Below are 26,574 nucleotides of genomic sequence, written 5' to 3' on the forward strand. Positions count from 1 at the left end.
CGCACCCCGGAGGAGCACCCATGGGCCGATATGTTGCACCTATCGCTCATCTAGGCATCGGCGATGTGGCGGAAGCAGGGGGCAAGGGAGCCAACCTCGGCGAACTCGTGGCGGCGCGGCTGCCGGTTCCGCCCGGTTTCGTCATCCTGCGTGCCTGCTACGAACACGTGATCACCCACGGCCGCCACGGTGCCGAATTGGACCGTCTGCACGCCGCGGCGCTCGACGCGGTCACCGACGGGCCCGAACTGGCGAAACGGTGCCGCGCGATGCGCGAACTGATCCACGACACCGCCCTCGAGCCTTCGGTACGCGAGGTCATCGGCTCGGAATATCGGGCACTCGGCACGGATACCCCGGTCGCTGTGCGTTCCTCCGCGGTCGGGGAGGACAGTGCGACCGCCTCCTTCGCGGGCATGAACGCGACCCTGACCAACGTGCGCGGTGAGGAGAAGCTGCTGGACGCGGTGATCGAATGCTGGGCCTCCCTCTTCACCCCGCGCGTGCTGGCCTACCGGGCGCGGCGCAAGATCACCGACCGTCCGCAAATGGCCGTGGTGGTGCAGGAAATGGTGACCGCGCGGGTGTCCGGAGTCGCCTTCACCGCCGACCCGGCCACCGGCCGCGAGGACCGCGTCGTGGTGGAGGCCGCGCGCGGCCAAGGGGAGGTGGTGGTTTCCGGCGCCACTGAACCCGATACCTACCTGCTCGACGCCGCCGGGCCGACGCTGCTGAGCACTCGCGGGGGCCACCAGGAGTACGCCGTGGTGGCCGACGCCGACGGTGACCGGCGGGTCGCGCTGTCCGCGGCCGACACCGCCGCACCTGTCCTGCGCGAATCCGAGGCCGTCGCTGTCGCACGAATGGCTCTGGCCGTCCAGGAACATCACCACGGCACACCACAGGATGTGGAGTGGGTCTTCGACACCGAGCGGTTGTGGCTGGTGCAGGCTCGGCCGATCACGACCCTGCCCGGGCGGCGCGCCGGCGACACCGGCGGTACACCGGAGGGTTCCGGAATCCTGGTCCGCGGGCTCGCGGCGGCTCCCGGCTCGGCCACCGGACCTGTCCGGGTCCTCGATTCCCCTGCCCGGGGCGACACACTGCGCGACGGCGAGATCCTGGTCGCGCCGATGACGAACCCGGACTGGCTGCCCACATTGAGCCGCGCCGCCGCCGTGGTCACCGATAGCGGCGGTATGACCTGCCACGCCGCCATCGTCGCGCGGGAACTCGGCATACCCTGTGTCGTCGGCGCGCGCACCGCCACCACGACGCTCACCGATCACGCGGTGGTCACGGTCGACGGTGCCACCGGCGAGATCCGTGCCGCGGCCGCGGGTGGAGGTGTGAAAACCATGGCTCGTGAGCCGGACGCCGCCGCGACGGTGGGAGCGGAACCGACCGCCACTCGGGTGTACGTCAACCTCGCGCTTCCCGAAACCACCGAACGCATCGCCGCGACCGATGTCGACGGCGTCGGATTACTCCGCGCGGAAACCCTGCTGACCCGGGCTCTGGACAACCGGCACCCACGTGATCTGATCGCCCACGGCGAGCAGGAGCGGTTCGTGGCCCGCCTGTCGGAAACACTGCACCGCATAGCGACCGCTTTCCGGCCCCGGCCGGTGGTGTACCGGGCCAGTGATTTCCGCAGCAACGAGTTCCGCGGGCTGGCCGGAGGTGACCGCTACGAGCCCCGCGAGAACAACCCGATGATCGGCTACCGCGGCTGCTACCGCTACATCCGCGATCCCGAGGTGTTCCGGCTCGAGCTGTCGGCGCTGGCGCGCGTACGCGAGCAGTCACCGAACCTGCACCTGATGATCCCGTTCGTCCGTACCCGCTGGGAACTCGAGTCCTGCCTGGAGCTGATCGATTCGAGTCCGCTCGGGAGTCAGCGTCATCTGCATCGCTGGGTGATGGCCGAAGTACCGTCGGTGATGTACTGGCTTCCGGAGTACGCCGGGCTCGGCATCGACGGCGTCTCCATCGGCAGCAACGATCTCACGCAGCTCATGCTCGGCGTCGACCGGGACTCCGAACAGTGCAGCGAGCTGTTCGACGAATCCGATCCGGCCGTACTCGACGCGATCGCACAGATCGTCACGACCGCCCGCGGCGCGGGCATCACTTCCTCGCTGTGTGGCCAGGCGCCGTCGAATCGTCCGGAGTTCACCGAGCACCTGGTGCGGATGGGGATCACCTCGGTGTCGGTGACGCCCGACGCCGTTCCCGCGGCCCGCCGCGCGGTTGCCGCCGCCGAACGCCGTCTGCTGCTCGACCACGCGCGGTCCGCGGCGGCCCCCCGGTGACCCTCTCACCGACCGACTCCGCCGAGCCGGTGACCCGCATCGAGGCGGCCGAGTTACGGGAAACGCACACCGGTGTGGTCGTCCTGGTCGGCGACCGCGCGTACAAGGTCAAGAAACCGATCGCCACCGATTTCCTGAACTTCGCCACGCCGCAGGACCGGGAACGGGCGTGCCGGCGCGAACTCGAACTCAATCGGCGGCTCGCCCCGGACGTCTACCTCGGTCTCGCGCATCTCACCGATCCGATCGGCGGCGCGGACGAACCGGTACTGGTCATGCGCCGGATGCCGGACAGCCGCCGGTTGTCCACTCTGCTCGCCGAGACCGGCCGTCCGGTGCACGATCTGCGCGCGCTGGTCGCCACTCTCGTGGCGTTCCACGAGAGTGCCCTGCGGGGCCCGGATATCGATCGCGCCGGGACGGGCGCGGCCCTGCGCGACCGCTGGCGGAGCGTTCTCGGCCCACTGCACGGACAGCCCACCGCGGTCGTCGATCCCGCCCGCCTCGCCGCGATCGAGGAACGCGCGTTGGACTACGTTCGCGGCCGGGATCGACTGTTCGCCCAGCGGATCGCGGACGGGTGGCTGGTGGACGGGCATGGCGATCTGCTCGCCGAGGACATCTTCGACCTACCCGACGGGTTCCGGATCCTGGACTGCTTGGATTTCGACGACGAGCTCCGTTATATCGACCGTCTTGACGATATCGCCTTCCTGGCGATGGATCTCGAATTCCTCGGCCACCACGGGTACGCGGCCCGCCTGCTCACCGACTACCGGCAACTCGGCGGTGACCAGGCACCGTCGTCGCTGGACCATCACTATCGGGCCTATCGTGCGGCGGTGCGGGCGAAGGTCGATGTGATCCGCTACGGCCAGGGCGACCGTGCGGCACGAGACCGGGCCGGGCGACACCTGACGCTGGTCGAACAGCACCTGGAGTACGGCGCGATCCGGCTCGCACTGGTCGGCGGGCTCCCCGGCACGGGCAAGACCACGGTCGCCGAACAGCTCGCGAAAGCGACCGGCGCGCATCTGCTCTCGAGCGATCCGATACGCCGGGAACTGATGCGCGCGGGCGAGATAGCCGGGGCAGCCGGCGCCTACGACGCCGGAGCGTACACACCGGAGAGCAGACACCGGGTGTACACCGAATTGCTGGAGCGGGCCCGCCCGCTGTTACAGATGGGAGTACCGGTCGTACTGGACGCCGGCTGGCCCGCCGCCGACGAGCGGCGCCGGGCCCGCGAACTCGCCACCACGCTCGGCGCCGAGCCGGTGCAGCTACGGTGCGAATGTCCTCGCGACATCGCCGACCACCGGCTGCACGACCGGCCCCGCGGCGAATCCGACGCCACCCCGCCGATAGCGCATGCCATTTCCACGACCGCCGCACCCTGGCCCGACGCCGTCGTGCTCGACACCAGGCAATCGCCGGATCTCGTCGCGGCCGAGGCGTTGCGCCGGTGGCACGACAGCGGGCACCACCGGAGTCGGCCGTGAGCTGCACATCGGACGGAGCGGTACGGATCCTCACGGTGACGTTGAACCCGACCGTCGACATATGCCTGGAAGTGGACGAGCTGATCGCGGAGGGCAAGAACCGGGCGCGGGTCCGCTCCGTCCGCGCGGGCGGCGGCGGTATCAATGTGGCGCGCTGTATCCGGCGGCTCGGGGGTACGGCCACCGCCCTGTACGTTTCCGGCGGCGATACCGGGCTGCGGCTGGACCATCTGCTCGCGGACGAGGGCATGGACAGGCGCCGGGTACCGGTCGGAGGCGGAACGCGGGAAGCCTTCGTCGTCGCCGAAACAGGGACCGGGCACAGCTACCACATCGTCCCGCCGGGTGCGACGATCACGGAGCAGGAAACGGCCGGTGTGCTCGCCGCGATCCGGGCCGGGCTACCCGGCAGCGCGGCGCTCGTGGTCACCGGCAGTGTCCCACCGGGCCTCCCCGACGATTTCACGGCGACCGTGGTCCGCCAGGCCCGCCAAGCCCGGATCCCGGTACTCATCGATGTGACGGGCGGGCAGCTGCGCCGGTTACCCGGCGAGGACGTATTCCTCATCCGGCTGGACCGCAAGGAGGCCGCCGGGTTGATCGGCTCGCCCATCCGATCCTTCGACGACGCCCGGCGGGCGAATCACCGGCTGCTCGAATCCGGCGCGACGAGGCACGCCGTGACCACCGTGGGCGCGCTCGGGGCCGTGTATTCCGAACCCGGCGTCGATTACCAGATCTCCGCGCCACCGCTGCCCGGCCGGGCACGCAGCGACGCCTGCGCCGGCGACAGTCTCGTGGCCGCCCTCACCTATCGCACCATCCGCGGCGACGGTTGCCTGCGCGCCTGTGAGTTCGGTGTCGCGGCGGCGGCCGCCACGGTATCGCTGCCGGGTACCGATGTTTTCGAACCCGCAACCGTCGACGAGCTCGTCCGGCGGGTCCGCAGTGTCGTGCACCGGGCGGACCCGGCGGGCGCCGATCGACCCGATACGGATGTGGGAGCCGGTCACGACAGGTAGGTCCGCGACCACCCGATCCCATCCAGCGCGTTCGACGGAGGACCTAGTGCCCCGCGGTCGATGACGATCGGGCCTCCCGGCCATTCCGTGCCGGGCGGAAGCTGAAAGCACTTCGGCAGGTCGGCCGGCGGATCGCCCGCAGCGTCGTCGCTCGGCTGCCGCGTCAGCGATCGGATCCAGTGCGAGGAGGTCGTCGATCCATGCGAGCCGCACCCGGGGATTGGCTGATCGTCGAAGGACACGCGGTCGGGGGGACGGTGCGGCGCGGTTTGATCGAGGAGATACACGGCGCCGACGGCGGCCCGCCCTATCTGGTGCACTGGGCAGACACCGGCAATCGCGCGCTCACCTTTCCGGGACCGGACTCGCGAGTGGTCACCAGCGCGGAACTGCGTGGGCAAGAGGAAGTCGTGGCGCATCACTTCTCGTCGAGGCACTACCCGGCGCCGGGCTCCTGAGGACGACCTGTCGCAGTTCCCTGCCCCCGCTTCGGATACGGCGATCCGGCGGGCGGACGATCGACCAGCCGGACCGTCTCCCCGGGCTCGAGCCGCACCGGCCGGTCGCGGCAGACCACCTCGATCGGCGGCGCGTTCCCCGGCTCCGACCCGATCTCGACTCGGCGGCCGTCGACGCGCACGATCAGCCGGTGGCCTCGATACATCATCGGAAAAGATAGGGTGCCCATGGTTTTCGGCCAGTACGGGCAGAAGATGAGCTGGTCGCGACGTATCTCCAGACCGGTGAAACAGCGCTGCAGCAAATCGACGCTGCCCGCCATTGCGGCCAGATGGATACCCTCGCCGGTGGTCCCACCCTGGATATCGGCAACATCCGAACGGACCACCTGCTCGAAGAACTCCATGGCCCGATCGCGGTGGGCCCGGGCGAGAACCCACGAATGCACCAGGGCGCTCAGCGTGGAGCCGTGCGAGGTCCGTGCCGTGTAGTAGTCGATCGTCCGCGGGATCATCTCCCCCGGCAGCTCGTAGCCCGCGCGGGTGAACAGTTCGCGGAGTTCGTCGGCGGAGAACAGGTAGAAGAGCATGAGCACATCGGCCTGTTTGCCCGCGCGATAGCGGCCGATATCGTCGCCTTCGGCCTCCAGTATCCGGTCCAGCCGCTGAATGTTGCCGTAGCGGCGCCGGTAGTGCTCCCAGTCGAGTTCCCGTAGCCGCTCGTAGCCATCGAACTGGCTGATCACGCCGTCGTGGAACGGCACGTACATCCGATGGGCGACCTCGCGCCACCGGGCCGGCTCTCCCGGACCGACCCCGAGCCGCTCCAGTAGTTCGGCGCGGACCCGCGGGGCGAGCGTATCGAGGGCTTCGAGCGCGCAGGTGATGGTCCAGGCGGCCATGACGTTGGTGTAGGCGTTGTTGTCGACGCCGGCCATGGGAGCGTGCGGATAGCCCGTGTGGAATTCGTCGGGACCGATGACACCGCAGAGCACATACCGCCCCCGCCGGGGATCGTAATCGGCCAGCCCGGACCAGAACCGGGCGATCTCCACGAGCAGCTCGGCGCCGTGATCGGCGAGGAATTCGAGATCGCCGGTGGCCTGGTAGTACTGCCACACCGTGTAGGCGACGGCTGCGCCGATATGGTGCGCCCGGCGGCTCGGATCCGGGTTCCATCGGCCCGAGAGCGGGTTGAGGTGCAGTTGCTGACTCTCCTCACGTCCGTCGCCACCGGACTGCCAGGGAAACATCGCACCCGGCACGCCGGCCGCCGCGGCCGCCCGGCGCGCCTCCGGGAGCCGCCGATGCCGGTAGCGCAACAGCGAGCGGGTCAGCGCCGGGATACGCGGGTTCAGCACCGGGAAAACGAACAGTTCGTCCCAGAAGACGTGACCGCGATAGGCCTCGCCGTGCAGCCCTCGGGCCGGTACACCCACGTCCAGTTCCACGGTGTTCGGCGACAAGGTCTGGATCAGATGCAGCAGGTGCAGCCGCAGCACACGCACCGACCCCGCATCGTCGTCGAGATCTATCCGCATCCTCCCCCAGATCCGCTCCCAGGCCCGGGTGTGGCCGGCGAAGAGTGCCGCGTAATCCGGCGCCGCCGCCAGCATGCGTCCGGCCTGGTCCGCGGGACCGGACGAGGCGCGGTCCCGGCCTGTGCACACCGCTGCCGTCTTTTCCAGGGTTACCGAGCCGCCCTCTCCGATCTCGACGCCGTACTCGTGACCGATACGGCTGCGTTCCCGCACCTCCACAGCCCTCGCGGGCGCACCCCGCAGCAGGTCACGGATCGCCACGGCCAGCGGGATCTGCGAGTCGCCGGTGCGTGCCGAGAGAAGTACGGCCGTCTCGGACAACCGGGCGGTTCGCACCGCGTCCAGATGTACTCCGGACAGGGCCCGGTAGCGTTCGACCAGGCTGTTGCTCACCTCCCCGTCGATCATCGAGCGCAGCTGGAGCGCCCCCGACCAGTTCTCGGCTGTCACAGTCGTGACGAGGGCCCCCAGGTGCGGACGGTGCATCGCCGCGAATCGCCGCTGCTCGATCCGGGTGATACGGCCCGCGCCGTCCCGGAACCGGAACCACCGGATCAGTTCGGCGCGGCGCAGATCCAGACGCTGCCGGTAGTCCAGCAGGTCGGCGGTATCGACATCGAACCAGTCACCGTCGGCGATCCGGAATCTCACCGGCAGCCAGTTCGGCAGGTTGACCATGCTCTCGTTGTCGACGGTTCGGCCGTTCACCCGATCCCGGAGCCGGTTGTAGATCCCGGCCACATAGGTGCCGGGGTAGTGACAAGGTCCCGCCCGGCTCTCCGGGGCCGCCCCGCGCACAGCGAAATAGCCATTGCCGACGGTGCAGAGCGCCTCTCGGAGCTTTTCCTGTTCCGGGTCGTAGCCGTCGTAGGGGAACGACCACGTCTCCGATTCCGCCGCGGCCGGACGGGTGCCGATCAACCGCACGCACCGGGCGAGCAGATCCGCGACCCGGCGGGGGCCGTCCACCGAGAAGTGGGCGGAGGTGTATCGGCCGGTGTTCTCCGCGGCCCGCACCACGACGGCGACCCCGTCCGGCCCGACGACGTCGAAGGCGTCCTCATCGGTCATATCGTCACCGAGGTACAACGGGACCACCGGTCCGTCGATCCGTTCCAGGATCCAGCGCAACGCGTCACCTTTGTCCCAGTCCACATCCGGCCGCAACTCGATCACCTTGCGTCCCGAGGTCACCCGCAGACCGCGGGCGCGCCCGGCGGCGCCGGCGAGGGCGATCACCTCGGCAGCGTCGGCGTCCGTCGCCGCCCGGAAGTGCACGGCCACGGCGAACCGTTTGTGCTCGACAGTGACCCCCGCGATATCGCCGAGCCGCACCCGCAGATCCGCGGCGGCACGAGCCAGGTCGGCCTCGGTGCCGGGTAGTGCGCCGGGCAGGTGGCGGGTGCCGTCCGGTGCCATCAGTTCGACACCATGGCTGCCCGCGAGCCAGATACCGGGAACGGGCATTCGCGCCCGCAGATCGTCGAGCCCGCGGCCACTGAGCACGGCAACCGGGCACCGCGCGGCCAGCTCCGCGAGGGTCGCGGCCACGCCCTCCACCATCTCGGCGGCGGCCGGGTCGGTGACGATCTCGGCCAGTGTGCCGTCGAAATCCATCAACACAGCGGGTTTCTCGGTCTCCAGCAGATCCGCGAACCGCGGCCAGTACTCGAAAACATCGGGGACCTCACCGACCCGCCGGAACCCGCCGCGCACACCGATCCGCGCGGCGTCGTCGACCACCGTATCGGCCCCCGCGGACAGCAGTCTGTCCCGGTTACCTGCCCGGTCGATACCCACGACCAGTCCGAAACCCCCGCGGCGGCCCGCCGCCACACCGGCTTCGGCGTCCTCCACCACGACGACCCGGCCCGGCGCACTGTGCAGACGCGCCGCGGTTTCGCGCAGCACGGCCGGATCCGGCTTCCCGGGAAGGCCGAGTTTTTCCGCGTCCAACCCGTCGACCCGAACCTCGAAGAGGTGGGCGAGACCGGCCGCGGCGAGCACCTGCTCGCAATTGCGGCTGGCGGTGAACACGGCGGTCCGGATGCCTTCGGAGCGGAGACGGCGAACCAGCGCGACGGTGGAATCGAACGCCACGACACCGTCGCGCGCGATACGCTCGCGGAACAGGTGGTCCTTGCGGTTACCCACACCGCATACGGTCTCGGCCGATTCGGGATCGGCCGGTCCGCCCCAGGGCAGCCGGATATTGCGGGAGGCGAGAAAATCGGTGACACCGCGATAGCGGGGCTTACCGTCCACGTACTTCAGATAGTCGGCCTCGGTGAACGGTGACCGGTCCTGTCCGGGGGCGGCCGGCCGGGCGGCGAGGAAGGCGTCGAACAGTTCGGCCCACGCCGCGGCGTGTGTCGAGGCGCTGTCGGTCACCACCCCATCCATATCGAAGATGACCGCGTCGTGGCGGCGCGTATCGATCCGCGGCGCGGCAGCACTGTGAGCCACGAATCGAGTGTGAACGACCCGGCGCCCGGCCGACAGGGGCAAAGGTCCGCTCCTTCGCCCGACCGGAACTCCCGGCCCTGGGTGCCGCCCTCTCGAGGCCTGCCCGGCAGTGGCCGCGAGCGTCGTGCCGGCTCACCCCGCCGAAGAGATATCGACGACCTCGAGGACCTCGTCGGTATCACGCCGCGGGGTGCGCGGTGGTGGCGGCGCGAGCGAACGTCCCAACCGGACGAGCATCTGGGGGAATCGTGGACCGGCCAGTTCCGCGACCCTCGCGCGGGCCGAGGCGAGTTCGGTGACATGGGTGAGAACGCAGGTCGACAGGTTCTCGACGGTGCACTCCAGCAGTACCGCCGACAGCGCCTCCCCGCACCACAGCAGCGACTCGACCGTATCGTCGCGGCTGGACAGTACGACGATCATCGCGTCGTCCGGGGGAACGTCCTCGTCGGCCGCGCCCAGCGCACCCACCGGGAAACTGCGGTTGACGGGCACCTGGGCCGACAGTTCCGCCGAGGGCAGCCGACCGGCCGGAATCCCGGCACCGCCGTGCGTGCCGGCACCGGCCCACCACAGCAGTTCCGTCTGGTATCGGGGATCGTGTCGGCGCAGTTTCGCGGTGGTCCGGGAGAGACCGTCCAGCTCGGCTCGGAGACGTGGGTCCACCACATGCAGTGCGGTATCGCGGTGCCGGCACAGACTCTGCAGCACCGGCTCGAGTTCGGCCCAGCCACCGGGAGCGGCCATGGGCGACCGGTCGGTGTATCGGCTGTCGATCGCGGCGGCGGACAGCACATCGATCTCGAACGGCTCGCGCCGCCCCGCGAACGACAGGGCGGCCAGATTCGCCCGCACGGGAGGTTCCGGGAACCGGTTGACGCGCACATCCCAGCCGGCGGCCGCCCACGCGACGAGGGCATGGTCGAGCAGTGCACCACAGGCGAGGATGCCCTGGCGGTTCAAGGGATCGGTACCGGGCAGTAGCCGTTCGGCGTCGACGAAGAGTTCCAGTGTGCTGCCGTCCCAACGCCACCGCCAGGGTTGACTGTTGTGCAGGGACGGCGCGCGGCAGGCGCGCTCCAATACCGCACGCACCGTCTTCTCATCGGGCTTCTGCTCGAGCATGCCGACACCTCCGCTGCCCCGCGCACACCACCGGGTCGCCGCGACCCCACTCCCTGCATACTGACGGACCCCGGCAGCCTCACGAGAGTGCCGAAGGTCCCCGGTCCCGGAGGATCAGGGCCCGGGCCCGCCGCACCGGCACCCGAATATCGCCGCCGAGAATCGACTTTGGTCTCTTCCGGCCGGGACCAAGGCCCCCATCGTCGGCGTGGTCCGCGCTTTACCCTCGCTGTATCCGGAGGAACCGGAGCGGCGGAGAAACCGTGTCCGATAGCCGGGCCCGGATTTCCGGAGCCGATGAGCGAGAAGGTGAGCCCACCGTGAGCACACATACCCAAGACCCCGTGGTCGTCGGTGTCGACGGCTCGGCCGCGTCGTTCGCCGCCGTCCAGTGGGCGGCCCGGACAGCGGCCGGACACGGCGACCCGCTATACCTGGTGTACGCCGTCGGGGCGCCGCTGGATTTCGGGCCCGGACTCGGGGTCGTCGCCTTCGACAATCAGGCGCTGCGAGCCGACGGCGAGTCCGTGTGTGCCGCCGCCGCGAAGATCGCCCGCGAGATCGCCGGTGAGCTGGAGATCACCACGATCGTGGTCGATCCGGACCCGGCGCCCACGCTGATCGAGAGATCCCGGACCGCCCGCCTGGTCGTGGTGGGCACCTACGGCCGTAGTGCGATCGGGCGGGGGCTGCTCGGCTCGGTGAGCACCTCCCTGGCGCGGCACGCGCACTGCCCGGTCGCCGTGGTCCCGCAGAGTTACGCCGAACACGGCGAACGCCCCGGCGCGCCCGTCGTGGTCGGGGTGGACGGGTCACCCCGCAGTGCCGAGGCCGTCGATATCGCCTTTTCCGAGGCCTCCCGGCGCAGCACCGGTCTCGTCGCGGTCACCACCTGGTCGGAGTTTTTCCGGTACCGGTCACGACCGGAAATGCAGGAGCAGGCCCGCGCGCTACAGGCGGAGAGCCTGGCCGGGCACACCGAGCAGTATCCGGACGTCCCGGTGACCCGCGTCGTCGTCGAGGACCGGCCCGCACGGAGGTTGCTGCACGAGGCCGAGGACGCGCAACTGGTTGTCGTCGGCAGTCACGGTGGCGGCGGTTTCGCCGGGATGAGCCTGGGCTCGACCAGCCAGGCGGTGTTGCACGGGGTATCCGTACCGCTGATCATCGCCCGGCCCCGCGCCTGAGCGGATCCTTATCGACGCGGCGGCGGTCGGGAACACCCGGCCGGCCCCGCCACGTCCAGCGCCGCCTTCACACCGTTCGCGTGGACCGGAACTCGTCTCCCGATATCAGGGCAGTAGCACGGCGGCACCGTCGAAACGGCCGTGCGCGAGATCGGCGAGGGCCCGGTCGGCCCGCTCCAGTGGGTAGGGATGGGTCGTCACCCGCAGCCGATGGCGCGCCGCGAAGGCGAGAAAATCACGGGCGTCGGTCCGCGTATTGGACGTGACGCTGCGGACCTGCCGCTCACGGAACAGATGGCGGCGATAGTCGAGCGGGGGAATATCGGTGAGATGGATCCCCGCCACCGCCAGGGTCCCGCCCGGCCCGAGGGCTTCCAGCGCCGGCGGTACCAGCTCGCCCGCCGGGGCGAACAGAATGGCCGAATCCAGCCGCTCCGGCGGCGGATCCGCGGCGTGCTGTACCGACATCACACCGAGACCGAGCGCGAGTTCGCGGGACGCGGCGCCGCGGGTCATCACATGGACGCGAGCGCCTCGGGCGAGAGCGACCTGAGCCGTCAGGTGGGCGCTGCCGCCGAATCCGTAGATACCCAGTACCCCGCCCTCGGGTACCAGGGCGCGGGTGAGCGCCCGGTAGCCGATGATGCCCGCGCACAACAGGGGTGCCAGCTCCCGATCTGTGTATCCGGCCGGCAGCGCCAATGCGAAATCTGCCGGTACCGTGACATATTCGGCATAACCGCCGTCGGCGTCCCATCCGGTGTACCGCGATTCCGGGCACAGGTTCTCCGCACCTCTCCGGCAGAATTCGCACACCCCGCAGGTGTGTCGCAACCACGGGATGCCGACACGATCCCCCACCGTGAAGTCATCCCGTTCCGCGGTGGCAACAACCTCGGCGACGACCTCGTGCCCCGGAACGATATGCGGCCGATGCACGGGCAGGTCGCCCTCCACCACGTGCAGATCGGTACGGCACACACCGCAGGCCAGTACACGGGCGAGTAGCTCACCGGGCCCCGGTCGCGGAAGCGGCTCCCGTCGCGCGATGATCGGTTTCCGGTCGATGCTCCGAGGCGCGTCCACCCGCCACGCCCGCATGGTCACCGGGTTCACACCGCGACCTCCGCGATCAGCCTCGTCCCGGTGACCAGGGTGGGTTCGATACCGATGACGACGCCGCTGTCCGGATCGTCCCAGGGGCCCAGCCGCCGCGCGTACTCCGCGGCGAGGCCACCGGCGGTGACCAGCCGCGCCGGCCCGGTGACCAGCACCGACCATCCGATCCGCCGCACCGGGTCGATTTCGTCGGCGTGATAGGCGACGATGGCCGGGCGGCCGAGCGCCGCCCGGGCCAGCCCGGCGAACGGCTGGGTCCGCACGATCACCTCCCCGTCGTCGCCGATGAGATGATTCACCGGCCGCACCGCAGGTAGCGCGTCGGCGGTGAACACGAGGCGCCCGAACGGGGCGGCGGCGAGCAGGCGCAGGGCTTCCGCGCGCTCCAGCTGCACGGTTCGCCGCGCAGCTCCGCCGTAGCCCGGGGCCAGTTCGGGACCGATCACCTCGTTTCCCCGCTTCCTCTGTCGGCACCTCTCCCCAGATCACCACCCCGACAAGGAAACAGACAGGGCCGAATGCCCTCTGCCACCGCTCACCAAGTACCTTCCCGGCTCACCGCGACCGCGAGCAGGCCGGCGGATTCGAACGCCACTTCCCCGCCTCCGGGCCACGGAAGTCCCATATCCCTCGGACGGGGCCGAATGTCCCCGGCACGGGAGCCGAGCGACCCTGGGGATGCCCGGCCGGCACCGGATATCGTCGAAGCATTGTTGCGCGCAGCGAGATCGAGGATGCAAGTACGGCGCCCCGGTCACGACGGCGAATTCGGTCACGCGTGCGCACCCGATACACGGCCGACGCGCTCCGCCGCAGCGGCCGACGGCGCCGAAAGGATCGGCGGGTCATGGCATACCAGGTGGATCTCCACGAGTCTGCTCCGCACACCGTTCTCACCATCCGCCGGACGGTACGGAGCGACCGCGCCGGTGACGACATCCGCGACGGCATGACGGACCTCTATCGCCTCGTCCGAACCCTCGGCCTGCTGCCGGTCGGCCCGCCCGCCACCACCTATCACGGCGATTTCCGGTCCGGTGCGGCCACCGAGGCCGAGTTGATCCTTCCGGTCGAGGCCGCGGCGCCGGGCACCTCGAACGGCGAGTTCACCCTCCGCCGCACCGGGCCCCGGTGCTACGCGCGCACCTGCCATTACGGCGATTATTCGAGCATCGGCGCCGCCTACCGCGCGCTCGACGACTGGCTCCGGCACTCCGGTCTCCAGGCCACCGGACCGCCCACCGAGATCTATCGGATCGCGCCGGACGAGGCCGTCACCCCCGCCGACCTGCTCACCGAGATACGCGTCCCGGTCACCTCCACCACGCTGAGCGTGCGGATACCCGCATCCGTCGCGGCGGTCGCCCGGACGGTCCGTACCGTGCTGCGGGACAGCGGTTTCGAGATCGTGTACGAATTGACCCTCCCCGCCGACCCGGACCGGGGGTCCGGCGCCGGGACGGCCGAGCACCTGCTTGTCGGCGCCTTCGATCCGGACCTCGCCGCGTACGCGGCCCGGGCCAATGGGCGGATCACCCCACTCCTGCCCTGCGATATCACCGTGCGCCACGCCGATTCGATCACTGTCGTCGAAACGACCGACCCGCGACTGCTCGTGGAATGCAGTGGGCAACCCGCGCTGGGGCCGGCGGCCGAGCAGATCGGTGAACGCCTCGTCGCGGCACTGACGGCGGTGGCCCACGCACACGGGTAGGGCAGTCCCCGCGGCGCGACCTGCACAGAACGATCGGCCGGTCAAGTGCCGTTGGTCGTCGAATGCGAGGCCCATGCCGCCGCCCCGGGGGCTCTGCACTCCGTACGCTGAGAACAACTCATCCCCGAGAGAGGCGAGACCATGGTCAGGGTGTTCCTGGTCGACGACCACGAGATAGTACGGCGCGGAGTCGCCGACCTGATCGATGCGGAGACCGACCTCGAGGTCGTCGGCGAGGCGGCCAATGTCTCCCAGGCGCTGGCCCGGATTCCGGCGCTGCGGCCCGATGTCGCCGTCCTCGACGTCCGCCTACCGGATGGCAACGGCATCGAATTGTGCCGGGAACTGCTGTCGGCGAATACGGGGCTCCGGTGTCTGATGCTCACTTCCTTCACCGACGACCAGGCCATGCTCGACGCCATCCTGGCCGGCGCCAGCGGCTATGTCGTCAAGGACATCACCAGCCTGGAACTCGTACGCGCCATTCGCGAGGTGGCGGCCGGCAAATCCCTGCTGGACAATCGGGCCGCCGCCGCGCTGATGGCGAAATTCCGGGCCGAGGCCGAAACCGCGACGGGCCCGCTCGCCGGGCTCACCGAACAGGAACGCACCCTGCTCGCACTGCTGGGCGAGGGGCTCACGAACCGGCAGATCGCCGGTCGCATGTTCCTGGCCGAGAAAACCGTCAAGAACTACGTCTCGCGGTTGCTCACCAAACTGGGCGTCGAACGCCGGACCCAGGCCGCGGTCCTCGCCACCAAGATGATCCCACCCGACCGCAGGTAACCCGTGAACATACCGTGACCAGGTCGGAAAGTAGCGGCAGACGCCAAGCCGGTGGAAGAATATCGCGTATGGAACGCCCGGTGCCCACGACGAGTGACCGGCCCCCGGTGACCGAGACACTGTCCCAGCTGCGGTTGCACGAACTGCTGGACGAGGTGCAGGAACGTATCGCCCAGATCGTCGATGTGCGTGACCGGATGGACCGGCTGATGGAGGCGATGCTGTCCATCACCGCGGGCCTCGATCTGGACGACACCCTCCGGTCGATCGTGCACACCGCCATCGAGTTGGTCGACGCCGGATACGGCGCACTCGGTGTCCGCGGCACCGATTCGACCAGTAACGAGTTGGCCGAATTCGTCTACGAAGGTATCGACGATGCCACCCGGCACCGGATCGGTGATCTGCCCCGCGGCCACGGGGTGCTGGGAGTGCTCATCCAACACCCCGAACCCATCCGTCTCACCAATATCTCCGAACACCCGGCGTCGGTCGGTTTCCCGGCACACCACCCGCCCATGCACAGTTTTCTCGGGGTGCCGGTCAAAGTGCGCGACGAGGTGTTCGGCAACCTCTATCTCACCGAGAAGATCGGGGCCAAGGAATTCACCGAGGATGATGAGGTCGTGGTGCAGGCACTGGCGGCGGCGGCCGGGATCGCCATCGAGAACGCCCGCCTCTACGAGCAGTCCCGGCGGCGCCAGCACTGGCTCGAGGCCACCCGAGATGTGGCCACCGAACTGCTCGCGGGCGGCGAGCCCCAGGACATCCTGGACCTGGTCACCGAGCGGGCACGCACTCTCACCGGCGCCGCGTGCACCTTCGTGGCATTGCCCGATGATCCCGACCTCCCCGGTCACGAGGTACGCGAACTGACCATTGCGGCAGTATCCGGTGAGCAGGCCCACGGATTACGCGGACGACGGCTGCCACTGCACGGTTCGCAATCGGGTAAGGCGTTCCGGCACGGGCAGACGATCGCTGTGAATCAGCTGGCCACCGACGTGTCACCGGGAATCTCCGGGGATTTCGGGCCGGCACTCGTGCTCCCCCTGCGCGCCGAGGACACCATCATCGGTGTCCTCGCCACCGTCCAGCCGCCCGGCGGCAATACCTTCGATCCCGCCGTCCGGGCCATGATGACGGTGATCGCCAACCAGGCCGCCCTGGCCCTGCGGCTGGCGGAGACCCAGCGCCGGATGCGGGAACTGGATGTGGTCGCCGACCGCGACCGGATCGCCCGCGACCTGCACGACCACGTCATCCAGCGCCTTTTCGCCCTGGGCCTCGGCCTCCAGGGCACCCTGCAGCGCGCCCGCAGCGACGAAGTGCGCGCACGACTGGGAGAAACCATCGACGACCTGCAATCGATCATGCAGGAGATCCGGCACTCGATCTTCGATCTGCACAGCACCACGACCACCGAATCGGCGGGCTACCGCCGGCATCTGCACGGTATCGTCACCGAACTGACCGCCGAGACCGAGTTGCGCACGACGATCCGGCTCAGCGGGCCGGTCACCGTCCTCGCCCCGCCTCTCTCCGACGATATCGAGGCGGTCCTGCGTGAGGCGGTCAGCAATGTGGTGCGGCACGCCCACGCCACCACACTGTCGGTCGAGCTGCGCGTGGGCGACGAGGTGACTCTCGAGGTGGCGGACGACGGCGTCGGCTTGTCGCCCGAAATCCGGCGGCGTAGCGGGCTGGCCAACCTGCGGGTCCGGGCGGAGCGGGCCGGCGGGCACTGCACGGTGGGCCGCAAACCGACCGGCGGCACCGTCCTGTGCTGGAGCGCGCCGCTACCCTGACCTGACCCCACGGGTCCGTCGAGCCCGGCCCGTGACCACTCGGCCGGGCCGGGCCGAATCCCGATATCGGTTGCGCCCACGTCGATCACGCCGTCGGGGATCCGGTACCGACGCGGGAGGCCCCGCCGACAGGGTCGAATGTCGTGAAACGGGAGGCCCGGGGACCACGGTTCCGGTGCCCCACGTACCGTCGACCGGCCCTGCCCGGCACCGCGGCCACGCCCCCACACTGGCGATATGACCGACAACGACGTCCCCGGCGCCACCTCCGCACCCGGCCGTGCCACCTTGTTCGACGCCATGCGCGTAGCGGCACGCGCGCCGTCGGTGCACAACACGCAGCCCTGGCAGTGGGTGTATCGCGACGGCGAGCTGTACCTCTACCGCGACGACGAACGGCTTCTCACATCGGCCGATCCCACTGGCCGCCAACTCGTGATCAGCTGTGGCACCATGCTGCACCACGCCCGCGCCGCCTTCGCGGCGGCCGGGTGGCGGACCGGAGTCGAGCGTATGCCCGACCCCGACGACCCGGGCCTACTGGCCATCCTCACCTTCGCGCCGTGGCCGGACGCACCGGCCGCGCTGCGCACGCTCCCCGAGGTCATCGAGCGCCGCCGCACCGACCGTCTCCCGCTGATGGACCCGGGCGACCTGTCCGGCCGGGCCGAGGCGGCCCGGCTCCTGGCCCGTGAATACGAGGTCGAACTGGACGTCCTCGACGCGGAGGCGGCCACCCGGCTGAGCCGGGCCTCGGAACATTCGGCCGCGCTCCGGCACTACGACATGCCCTACCACAGCGAACTGCAATGGTGGGCCGGTCACGAGAATCTTCCCGAAGGAGTACCCGCCACGGCCCTGGTCTCGGAGGTGGAGGCCGCCCGGGTGCCGGTCGGGCGCAAATTCCCGTCCCCGGCTCACGCCGCACACGGCGGCGCACAGGAAGACCGCGCGCAATTATGGGTGCTCGGTACCACCGATGAGTCCGGCCTCGCATGGCTGCGGACCGGTGAGGCACTGTCGGAGATCCTGCTCGAATGCACCGCGGCCGGCCTGGCGACCTGCACGCTGACCCATATCACCGAACTCCCCACGACCCAGCGCATCGCCTCGACCCTGATCGGTGGGCACGGCACGGCCCAGGTGGTGCTGCGCGTGGGGCTCGCGCCCCACCGAGCGGACCAGGAGCCCACCCCACGCCGACCGGTGACCGATTTCCTGACCGTCCACCCCGACGCCTTCGGCACCGGCGACGCGGGCATCCGCTAGCACCCGGGCGGCGAACGCGCCGAGCCGTGGCCGCGTCGCCGGTGCGCGCCGCGAGCGGCGGACCCTTCCGCCTGCCCGGAGTCCGCACGCCGCCCGAGGTCGGCCCGTCCACCGGTGACTTTCTGCTCTGTCCGGAGCTGTTCCGCGGCGCGAGACTGGCGATACAGCGTCCGCGACGAATTTCCGCAACCCGGAGAGCGGATCGAGGAGACGCCGCGGTAGCCCGACCGTAAGCGAGGACCTCCGATGTCTCATCTCCATGATCCCGTGGCAGCGGCCGCGGGCACAGCGCACGAGTGGATACGCGCGGTAGCGGCCTCCCTCGGGACCGACGAACCCCGCGCCTACCGAGTTCTGCGGGCCTGGTTGCACACAGTCCGTGATCAGCTCGGGGTCGCCGGAGCGGCGCATCTGGCCGCCCAGCTGCCCGAACTGCTGCGCGGGACCTACTACAGCGGCTGGATGCCGAGCCGGGTACCGCTCCCGCACGACGCGGAGGATTTCGCGGCCCGGTTCGCCCGCGAGGCCGGGATCGAGCGCGGCGAGGTCGGTTACATCGCCGGTGCGGTGACCGGGGTACTCGCCGGAAGGTTCTCACCGGGACAGCTCGGCCGGGTCTTCGGGGTTTTGCCCGAACCGCTGTGCCGGTTGCTGTCCGGCGCGTCGGCTCCGTCCACCGACGGGTCCCGGCGCCGGAAGCAGAGCCGGATCCAGGGGCACGCCGCGGACCTGAGCGCATCGGTCCGCGCGCTGGGTGAGGCCGTCGGCGTACTCGCCCGGGGACTCGAACGTTCTCCGATCGAGCCGGACGAGGCCGACGACGCGCGGATGCGCGCCGCCGCTCAACAGGCCCATCGCATCCTGCTGGCCGCGGGAGTGACGACCCCACCGGAACTCCAGCCGCACCACGACCGGATCACCATCGCGTCCGCGGGCCGTGTGCCCGGAGACGGGCGATGAACCGGGTAGGTGAAACACAGCGGGAACCGGAACCGGTGGACGATGTCCCGTCCCCGCGACCCGGGCAGATCGTTGTCGGCGTCGACGGTTCCGAGGCATCCGATCTGGCGGTGCGGTGGGCGAGCGAGACAGCCGCGCACCGCCACCGGGTGCTACGGATCGTGCACGGCTACAACCTGCGCGCGGCTCGGGCCGTCCGGAGAGTCCACGACGCCGTGAAACCACCCGTGGTCGACACCCTCCGCCGCCGAGGTGCCGAATTACTCGCGGCCGCACGCGAAGAGGCTCTCCGCATCGACCCGTCGCTGCCGGTGGAGACCGAACTGTCCGAGGAGAGTGCGGCCCGGCGGCTCATCGACCTCTCGGCCACGGCCGACCTCACCGTCCTCGGCGCATCCGGCCACGGATCGACCCTCACCCATCTCGGTTCGACCCTGTTGTCCGTCGTCGCCCACGGCCACGGCCACGTGGTCGTCGCATGCTGCGCCACCCCCGGCCGGCCGGCGCACCGGCACGGGCCGGTCGTCGTCGGCCTGGACGGTTCCCCGTGCAGTGCGGCCGCCGCGGCGGCCGCCTTCGCCGAGGCGGACGCCCGCGGTGCGGACCTGATCGCGCTCCACACCTGGCACGATCTACGCGCTCACTGGTTCGCCGGGATGCCGGACATGATCGAGGATCCACCGATCGCGGAGGCTGCCGACGCCGAGCTCAGCAGCTGGCTGACCGACTGGATGGAGAAATATCCCGGTGTCCGGGTGACCCGCCGGACCTATCTGGCGGGACCGGATCTGCACCTGATCCAGTGGTCGGAGTCCGCCCAGCTGATCGTCGTCGGAAGTCGCGGACGCGGTGGTTTCCGCGGACTGCTCCTGGGATCCAAGAGCAATATCGTGGTCCAGCGCGCCCACTGCCCGGTCCTCGTCGCCCACACCACCTGAGAACTCCGGCGTGGCCTCCCTTGCCGAGTCCGCGCGCCCGCCCGAGCGGGCGCGCTCCGAGACGGTGATCGACCCACGGGAGCCCGTCTCGGCCCTGATGCGGGACCTGCGGACGGGCCCCGAAGGGCTCACTGGCCGGGAGGCCGCGCGCAGGCTCGAGCTGTACGGTCCCAACGAACTCCCCCTGCGTCGCGGACAGCCCTGGTGGGCAGCGCTGGGCCGGCAGTTCAGTCATCCGCTCGCACTGTTGCTGTGGGTGGCGGCGGTGCTCGCCCTCGGCAGCGGGGCGGTCGCGCTCGGCCTCGCCATCCTCGTTGTCATCGTGCTCAACGCGGTTCTCGCCTTCTGGCAGGAGAACCAGGCCGAACACGCGGTCCGCGCACTGGGCCGGTTCCTGCCCGCACAGGTGTGGGCGGTGCGCGACGGAAGCCGGACCCGGGTGCCGGCCGGACAGCTGGTCCGCGGCGATGTCCTGCTCCTCGAAGAGGGCGAACGCATCCCCGCCGACGCCCGGATGATCGACGGAGGTGTCGAGGTCGATATGTCCGCGCTCACCGGCGAATCCGAGATCCTGGACCGTCGCGCCGGTGCCCCCGACCATGCCGACCGATCACTGGATTCACCCGTACTCGTCTTCACCGGCACCGCCTGTGTGGGCGGCGCGGGTCGTGCGCTCGTGCATGGCACCGGTGTGCATACCGAACTCGGCCGGATCGCGGCCCTGTCCCAGCACATCCGCCCCGAGGAGAGCCCGCTCGAGCATCAGGTGCGCCGGGTCGCCTGGCTGATCGCCGCGGTCGCCGTGGGTGCGGGCGCGGCCTTCCTGCCGCTCGGGCTGCTGGCCGGGCTGTCGCTGGGATCCGCTTTCCTGTTCGCCATCGGCCTGCTGGTCGCCAATGTCCCGGAAGGTCTGTTACCCACCATCACGCTCGCGCTGGCCGCCGGCGTCCGATCCATGGCGCGGCGCGGTGCGGTGGTCAAACGCCTGTCCGCGGTCGAGACCCTGGGGTCCACCACGGTGATCTGCACCGACAAGACCGGCACCCTCACCATGAATTCGATGCGGGTCGCGGAGGTCACCGGCGAACCGGGCGAGACCGCCGAAATAGTGGCCAGATGCGCTACCGCGGAGCTGGGCGACCACGCCGGCGGTGACCCGATGGAACTCGCACTCCTGCACTACGCGGCGGACAGCGGCCACGGCCTGTCTCCGGCACAGCGGGACGCCGAGCGCTCGGCGCTCAATGCGTTCGACCCGGAGCGGAAGATGATGTCGACGGTGGACTCCGTCGCCGGAGCACCTCGTGTGCACGTCAAAGGAGCACCCGAAGAGGTACTCCCCCGCTGCGCCCGGTGGCCGGCGGACACGACACCACAGCAGGTCCGGGCACAGATCGACGAGCTGGCCGGGCGGGGGCTACGGGTGCTCGCGGTGGCGACACGCCCCTGGGATCCCGGCTCACCCACCGATTCCGGGCACGTCGAGCGGGACCTGACATTCGTGGGTCTGGTCGGTCTGCTCGATCCCCCGCGACCGGAGGTCCCCGCCGCCGTGCGAGCCGTCCACGCCGCCGGTATCACGGTGCATGTCATCACCGGCGACAACGGGCGGACCGCCGCCGAGATCGCGCGGCGGGTGGGCCTCGGGGCCGACCGCGTGATCGACGGCACCGCTGTCGACGCGATGTCCGACGACCGGTTGGACACTGTCCTCGCCGAACCCGGGGAAATCGTTTTCGCCCGGGCAACCCCGGAAATGAAGCTGCGCATCGCGGACGCGCTCCGCCACAACGGCGAAGTGGTGGCCATGACGGGGGACGGCGTGAACGACGCTCCGGCCCTGCGCCGTGCCGATATCGGTGTCGCGATGGGACGCGGCGGTACGGATGTCGCCCGCGAAGCCGCAACGCTGATCCTCACCGACGACAATTTCGCCACCATCGTCACCGGTATCGAGGAAGGGCGCCGGGTATTCGACAATGTCCGGAAATTCGTGCTGTACATCTTCGCGCACGCGGTGCCCGAGGTCGTGCCCTTCCTGCTGTTCGCACTGTCCGGCGGTCTGATCCCGCTACCGCTGACGGTCCTGCAGATCCTCGCGATCGACCTCGGCACCGAAACACTGCCCGCGCTCGCGCTCGGCCGGGAACCGGCCGAGCCGGGTCTCATGGACCGCCCGCCGCGCCCGCGGCGTGAGGGCGTGATCACCAGGTGGCTGCTGGTGCGGGCGTGGGCTCTGCTCGGCGTGGTCTCGGCCCTCCTGGTGACCGCCGGTTTCTTCGTCGTCCTGTGCGTCGCCGGCTGGCGACCGGGCGACCCGGTGGGACCGGGCGCGCCGCTGCACCATGCCTATGTCCAGGCCACCACCGTGACTTTCGCCGGTATCGTCGCCTGCCAGCTGGGCACCGCGTTCGCGGCCCGCACCGAGTGGGCGTCGCTGTTCTCGGTCGGTCTCACGAGCAATCGGCTGTTACTGGCGGGCTGTGCGTTCGAGATCGTCTTCGCTGCCGCACTCGTCTACGCACCACCGCTACAGCAGGTCTTCGGCACGACCGGGCTCGCTCCGTGGATGGTCGCGCTGATACTGCCCTTTCCCGTCGTGGTCTGGGCCGCCGACGAGGTGCTGCGATGGCGCCGCCGACGACGACCGGCCCACCGCACCACGCCGGATCGGCGACTCCCGCACCATGACTTCGAGTCCGGGACTTCGGTCCCCGGATAGAGGTATTCGTGCACTGGTACTCCCGAGCACCGGCAGCGAGTCTGGACGGGAAAGGCGATCCGCGGCGGCTCCCACTCGCAATACACCGCGGTCGCGGTTCCTGTTCGTCCCGGTAAGCAGGTGAGGTCGTCACAATGCGCGCACGCGATATTCTCAGCCGCCCGGTGGTCACCGTCCATCCGGACACTCCGCTTCCGGAGGCGGTCGCCCTGCTGACGGGTCACGGCTTCGCCGCGCTACCGGTGGTGGACGATGAGGACCACGTGGTGGGAATTCTGTCCGAATCCGACGCCATGAGCGCCGAAACGAGCACCGCCGCCGTGGAAACCGCCATGACCGTACCGGTCGAGGTGGTCGGGCCCACGACGGATGCCGCCGCCGTGGCCGCGTCCGCTCTGGAACACCGCGTGCGGTCGCTGCCGGTGGTCGAGGCCGGTGTACTCGTGGGCATGGTCTCCCGCCGCGACCTGTTGCGGGCACTCATCTGTGACGAAGCCGCGGTGGAGGCCAAGGTGCGAGCCCTGCTCGACGACTACGCCGGCAGCCATCGCCAATGGGATATCGACGCCGGCCACGGTGTGGTGACGATCCAGGGAATCTTCGCCGACGAATCCGAGCAGCGGGTCGTGGCCGCGATGGCCCGCACGGTCGCCGGCGTCGGCGAAGTCCGTATCGTGGACACCGCCGCCGGCCGGTGATCCCCGCCGCGACCGATCAGTTCTCGCCGGTATTCAGCGATTCGAGAGCCGCCCGCAGTTTCGCGGTGGCCTCCTCGGCCACCGGTTCCAGCGCCTTTTCCTCGGTCACCTGGACCATGACCTCCGGATTCATCGCCTCGACGAGAACCGCGGTGTCGGAATCGCGATCGCGACGCACCACCACATTGCAGGGCAGCAACAAACCGATTCGGCGGTCGACGCCGACGGCTCGGTGGGCCAGGGGCGGATTGCAGGCGCCGAGGATCAGATAATCCTCCATCTTCTCGCCCAGTTTGGCCTCGAGCGTGGCCCGCATATCGATCTCGGTGAGCACCCCGAAGCCCTGCTCGGCAAGGGCAGCACGGGTGCGCTGAACGGCTTCTTCGAAGCTGGTGTGCAGAGTAGTGGACAGACCGATTTCCATATGTCGGCCTCCTTTCGGGCGCTCTCGATGATCAGGCCAGGGCGAGGAACAATTTCTCCAGTTCGTCGACCGTCATGGGGTTCGCGTTCTCCCCGGAATCGGTGAGACATTCGCGCAGGCCGGTGGCCACGATCTTGAACCCGGCGCGATCGAGTGCACGCGATACCGCGGCCAGCTGGGTCACGACATCCTTGCAGTCGCGGCCCTGCTCGATCATCGTAATGACTCCGGACAGCTGTCCGTGGGCCCGTCGCAATCGGTTCAGTACTTCGTTTATCGCGGTCTCGTCGCCGACCATGTCCCGCCTTCCTGTTCTTTCTTCGTCCCCACTATACCCCCTGGGGTATAGCGAGACGCTCGACCTCACCCATGGGAGAAACTGACCGTCGGGAGGACCCGGCGCAGCCACGCCGGCGACCACCAGGCGAAATGCCCGGTCAGACGCAATGCGACCGGCAGCAGGACCAGCCGCACGACCAATGCGTCGAGTAGTACCGCGACACCCAGAATGATGCCCATCTCCTTGGGCGGCAGCGGTCGGGCCAGCGCGAAGGTGAAGAACACCGCGACCATGACCGCGGCGGCGGCGAAGATCACCCGCCCGGAATGAGCCAGACCGTCGATATGGGCGATGCGCGGGTCACCGGATCGCTCGTAATGCTCTTTGGCGGTGGCCAGCAGGAACACGGTGTAATCCATGGCGATGGCGAAGATCATCGCGAAGAAGAACACCGGACCCCAGCCGTCGAGGAAGCCCTGCGGATCGAAGCCGAGCAGGTTCGCGCCGTGACCGTCCTGGAAGATCAACCGGGCGACGCCGAACGCCGCGGCGGTCGACAGCAGGCTGACGAGCGTACCCACCGCCGCGATCAGCGGCGCCTGTAACGCGACCAGCAGCAGGAGGAATCCGAGGATCAGGATCACGCCGACGATGATCGGCAGGTAGTGATCCAAGGCCGCCTGGAGGTCCAGGTTCTCCGCCGGCGCCCCGCCGACCGACGCTTGTTCGGGCAGGCGTTCACGGAGCCGGTCCAGGATCGTGCCCATCCTTTCGTCGGAGGGATCGACCTCGGGGATCGCCTGCATCATCGCCAGTCCCGAGCCGTCCACCGCGGACTGCGCGGGTGTGAGCATCGTGATCCCCTCGGTGGCCGCGGCCAGGCGTGCGGTCTCCGGCGCGTCGGCAGCGGGGACGACGATCTGCAGTGCGCCCGGCGCACCGGGACCTAGTTGCCGCTGCACCAGTTCGTAGCCCTGGCGTACCGGCGCGTCGGCGGGCACGACATCGATCGAGGGCATAGCGACTTTCAGGCCCAGTACCGGAGCCGCCAGCGCGGCCAGCACCACCAACCCGCCGATCGCGAAAGGCCAGGGGTGGGAATGAAGCACCTGTCCCCACCGCGCGAAGCCGCGCGACCGATGGCCTCTGTTCTCGATCCGGGGCACGGAGCCGGCATCGACCCGTGACCCGAGCGCGCCGAGCGCCGCGGGAAGAAGAGTCAGCGTGGCGGCGAGGACGAAACCCACCGCCAGCATGATGCCGACGGCCATCGTGCGCACCGCGGGAGCGGGCACGATCAGCACAGCCGACAGACTCACCAGCACTGTGAAACCGGACAGCACCACCGCTTTGCCCGCGGTGTCCATCGTCTCGGCCACCGCGGCACGCGCACCGGCCGCCTTCGCCAGCGCGCCACGGAAGCGGGCGACGACGAACAGCGCGTAGTCGATACCCAGGGCCAGCGCGAACATCATCGCGAAGTTCATGGCCCACACCGAGATCGGCGTGACCTGGTTCAGCAGCACGAGCCCACCCGCCGACGCCACCAGGCCGGCGAGGGTCAGCAGCAGCGGGAGCCCCGCCGCGACCAGCGAACCGAACGCCAGCACCATGATCGCCAGGGTCACCGGCCAGGAGAACATCTCGGCCCGGATCATCGCCTCGTGATTGGCCGCGTTGAAGTCGCTCCACAGCGCCGAAGCGCCGGTCGGGTAGACCTCGACTCCCCCACCCGACAAACCGGTCAGCGCTTCTTTGTGCTGGTCGACGGCCTTGACCATCTCGTCGGTCGAGGCGTTCGCGCCCGCGATCAGGATTCCGGTGTGCCCGTCGGGGCTGATCGTGGCACCGGGTTGCGGCGCGACGACCGCACCGAACCGGTCATCTCCCGCGAGCACCGCACCGACCTGCCCGATGACAGATTGCACGGCCGGATTCTCGACGGTCGCGGTATCGGAATGGATCACCACCTGCAGCGCCGCCGAGGAGTTCCCGCCGAAATGCTGCTGGGCCAGTTCGCGCACCTGCACCGATTCCGACCCATCGGCCTGCCAACCAGCTCCGGCGAGCGAGGTGAAAACACTGGGTGCGGCCGCACCCAGTGCCACCAGGACCACGAGCCACGCCCCGAACACCCACCGGGCGTGCGCGGCCATCGCCGCACCCATCCGGCCCAGCGGGCCACCCGCCGGCGGCGCGAGAGTCCCGCTGTCGATGGTCGTACCGGTCATTGCCGCACC

The 26,574-nt window shown here is 69.7% G+C and carries 20 protein-coding genes; 13 read left to right on the forward strand and 7 right to left on the reverse strand.

Annotation, left to right across the window (positions count from 1 at the left end):
- Nucleotides 1-20 precede the first annotated feature (20 nt).
- From ppsA to IG75_RS36140, 4 genes are all read left to right on the forward strand, one after another.
- A complete protein-coding gene (ppsA, locus tag IG75_RS0107520; RefSeq protein ID WP_030520433.1) occupies nt 21-2,315 on the forward strand; it encodes a phosphoenolpyruvate synthase in 2,295 nt (764 codons plus the stop codon).
- On the forward strand, nt 2,312-3,817 hold the full coding sequence (locus tag IG75_RS0107525) for a bifunctional aminoglycoside phosphotransferase/ATP-binding protein (protein WP_063045193.1): 1,506 nt from the start codon (nt 2,312-2,314) through the stop codon (nt 3,815-3,817). Before ppsA ends, IG75_RS0107525 begins: the two co-directional genes overlap by 4 nt.
- A complete protein-coding gene (locus IG75_RS0107530; RefSeq protein ID WP_051714309.1) occupies nt 3,814-4,839 on the forward strand; it encodes a 1-phosphofructokinase family hexose kinase in 1,026 nt (341 codons plus the stop codon). Before IG75_RS0107525 ends, IG75_RS0107530 begins: the two co-directional genes overlap by 4 nt.
- A 200-nt stretch (nt 4,840-5,039) precedes the next feature.
- Nucleotides 5,040-5,297, forward strand: a complete 258-nt coding sequence (locus IG75_RS36140; protein WP_036512272.1) for a DUF1918 domain-containing protein — start codon at nt 5,040-5,042, stop codon at nt 5,295-5,297.
- Here the strand turns inward: IG75_RS36140 and otsB are convergent.
- The gene (gene otsB / locus IG75_RS0107540; RefSeq protein ID WP_051714310.1) at nt 5,276-9,304 is read right to left on the reverse strand and encodes a trehalose-phosphatase; all 4,029 of its coding nucleotides are present in this window, start codon (nt 9,302-9,304) and stop codon (nt 5,276-5,278) included. The genes IG75_RS36140 and otsB overlap by 22 nt on opposite strands.
- Before the next feature lie 132 nt (nt 9,305-9,436).
- A complete protein-coding gene (locus IG75_RS0107545; RefSeq protein WP_030520438.1) occupies nt 9,437-10,429 on the reverse strand; it encodes an Acg family FMN-binding oxidoreductase in 993 nt (330 codons plus the stop codon).
- Nucleotides 10,430-10,749: 320 nt separating this feature from the next.
- On the opposite strand from IG75_RS0107545, the gene IG75_RS0107550 reads away from it, so the two are divergent.
- The gene (locus tag IG75_RS0107550) at nt 10,750-11,616 is read left to right on the forward strand and encodes a universal stress protein (RefSeq protein WP_030520439.1); all 867 of its coding nucleotides are present in this window, start codon (nt 10,750-10,752) and stop codon (nt 11,614-11,616) included.
- 105 nt (nt 11,617-11,721) lie between these two features.
- Here IG75_RS0107550 and IG75_RS0107555 read toward each other — a convergent pair whose 3' ends face one another.
- Together IG75_RS0107555 and IG75_RS0107560 are read right to left on the reverse strand one after the other, a co-directional pair.
- Complete coding sequence (locus IG75_RS0107555; protein WP_030520440.1) at nt 11,722-12,717, reverse strand: zinc-binding alcohol dehydrogenase family protein; 996 nt, start codon at nt 12,715-12,717, stop codon at nt 11,722-11,724.
- Between the two features lie 11 nt (nt 12,718-12,728).
- A complete protein-coding gene (locus tag IG75_RS0107560) occupies nt 12,729-13,166 on the reverse strand; it encodes a pyridoxamine 5'-phosphate oxidase family protein (RefSeq protein ID WP_030520441.1) in 438 nt (145 codons plus the stop codon).
- A 416-nt stretch (nt 13,167-13,582) separates the two neighbouring features.
- Here IG75_RS0107560 and IG75_RS0107565 point away from each other — a divergent pair, with 416 nt between their 5' ends.
- The 8 genes from IG75_RS0107565 to IG75_RS0107600 all read left to right on the forward strand — a co-directional run bounded on the left by IG75_RS0107565 (nt 13,583) and on the right by IG75_RS0107600 (nt 23,630).
- On the forward strand, nt 13,583-14,449 hold the full coding sequence (locus IG75_RS0107565; protein ID WP_063045186.1) for a GyrI-like domain-containing protein: 867 nt from the start codon (nt 13,583-13,585) through the stop codon (nt 14,447-14,449).
- A 141-nt stretch (nt 14,450-14,590) separates the two neighbouring features.
- Entirely contained in the window at nt 14,591-15,235 is a 645-nt protein-coding gene (locus tag IG75_RS0107570) for a response regulator (protein WP_030520443.1), read from the forward strand.
- Nucleotides 15,236-15,303: 68 nt separating this feature from the next.
- A complete protein-coding gene (locus IG75_RS0107575; RefSeq protein WP_030520444.1) occupies nt 15,304-17,043 on the forward strand; it encodes a sensor histidine kinase in 1,740 nt (579 codons plus the stop codon).
- 237 nt (nt 17,044-17,280) lie between these two features.
- Nucleotides 17,281-18,312 carry an Acg family FMN-binding oxidoreductase gene (locus IG75_RS38990; RefSeq protein WP_051714311.1) on the forward strand — a complete coding sequence of 344 codons (1,032 nt, stop codon included), beginning with the start codon at nt 17,281-17,283 and terminating at the stop codon, nt 18,310-18,312.
- A 246-nt stretch (nt 18,313-18,558) separates the two neighbouring features.
- On the forward strand, nt 18,559-19,272 hold the full coding sequence (locus IG75_RS37225; protein ID WP_081876675.1) for a DUF2267 domain-containing protein: 714 nt from the start codon (nt 18,559-18,561) through the stop codon (nt 19,270-19,272).
- Nucleotides 19,269-20,210, forward strand: coding sequence for a universal stress protein (locus IG75_RS0107590; protein WP_081876676.1), 942 nt, complete (start codon nt 19,269-19,271; stop codon nt 20,208-20,210). Before IG75_RS37225 ends, IG75_RS0107590 begins: the two co-directional genes overlap by 4 nt.
- 10 nt (nt 20,211-20,220) lie before the next feature.
- Nucleotides 20,221-22,932, forward strand: a complete 2,712-nt coding sequence (locus tag IG75_RS0107595) for a cation-translocating P-type ATPase (RefSeq protein WP_051714313.1) — start codon at nt 20,221-20,223, stop codon at nt 22,930-22,932.
- Between the two features lie 134 nt (nt 22,933-23,066).
- Nucleotides 23,067-23,630, forward strand: a complete 564-nt coding sequence (locus tag IG75_RS0107600; protein ID WP_030520449.1) for a CBS domain-containing protein — start codon at nt 23,067-23,069, stop codon at nt 23,628-23,630.
- A 16-nt stretch (nt 23,631-23,646) separates the two neighbouring features.
- On the opposite strand, the gene IG75_RS0107605 is transcribed toward IG75_RS0107600, so the two are convergent.
- The 3 genes from IG75_RS0107605 to IG75_RS0107615 all read right to left on the reverse strand — a co-directional run bounded on the left by IG75_RS0107605 (nt 23,647) and on the right by IG75_RS0107615 (nt 26,565).
- Nucleotides 23,647-24,054 (reverse strand): DUF302 domain-containing protein, encoded by a 408-nt coding sequence (locus IG75_RS0107605; RefSeq protein ID WP_030520450.1) that lies wholly within the window; start codon nt 24,052-24,054, stop codon nt 23,647-23,649.
- Between the two features lie 31 nt (nt 24,055-24,085).
- On the reverse strand, nt 24,086-24,352 hold the full coding sequence (locus tag IG75_RS0107610; RefSeq protein WP_030520451.1) for a metal-sensitive transcriptional regulator: 267 nt from the start codon (nt 24,350-24,352) through the stop codon (nt 24,086-24,088).
- A gap of 65 nt (nt 24,353-24,417) precedes the next feature.
- Nucleotides 24,418-26,565, reverse strand: coding sequence for an MMPL family transporter (locus IG75_RS0107615; protein ID WP_030520452.1), 2,148 nt, complete (start codon nt 26,563-26,565; stop codon nt 24,418-24,420).
- Nucleotides 26,566-26,574 lie beyond the last annotated feature (9 nt).

It is taken from the genome of Nocardia rhamnosiphila NBRC 108938 (assembly GCF_000720425.1).
GTDB classification, from domain to species: Bacteria; Actinomycetota; Actinomycetes; order Mycobacteriales; family Mycobacteriaceae; genus Nocardia; species Nocardia rhamnosiphila.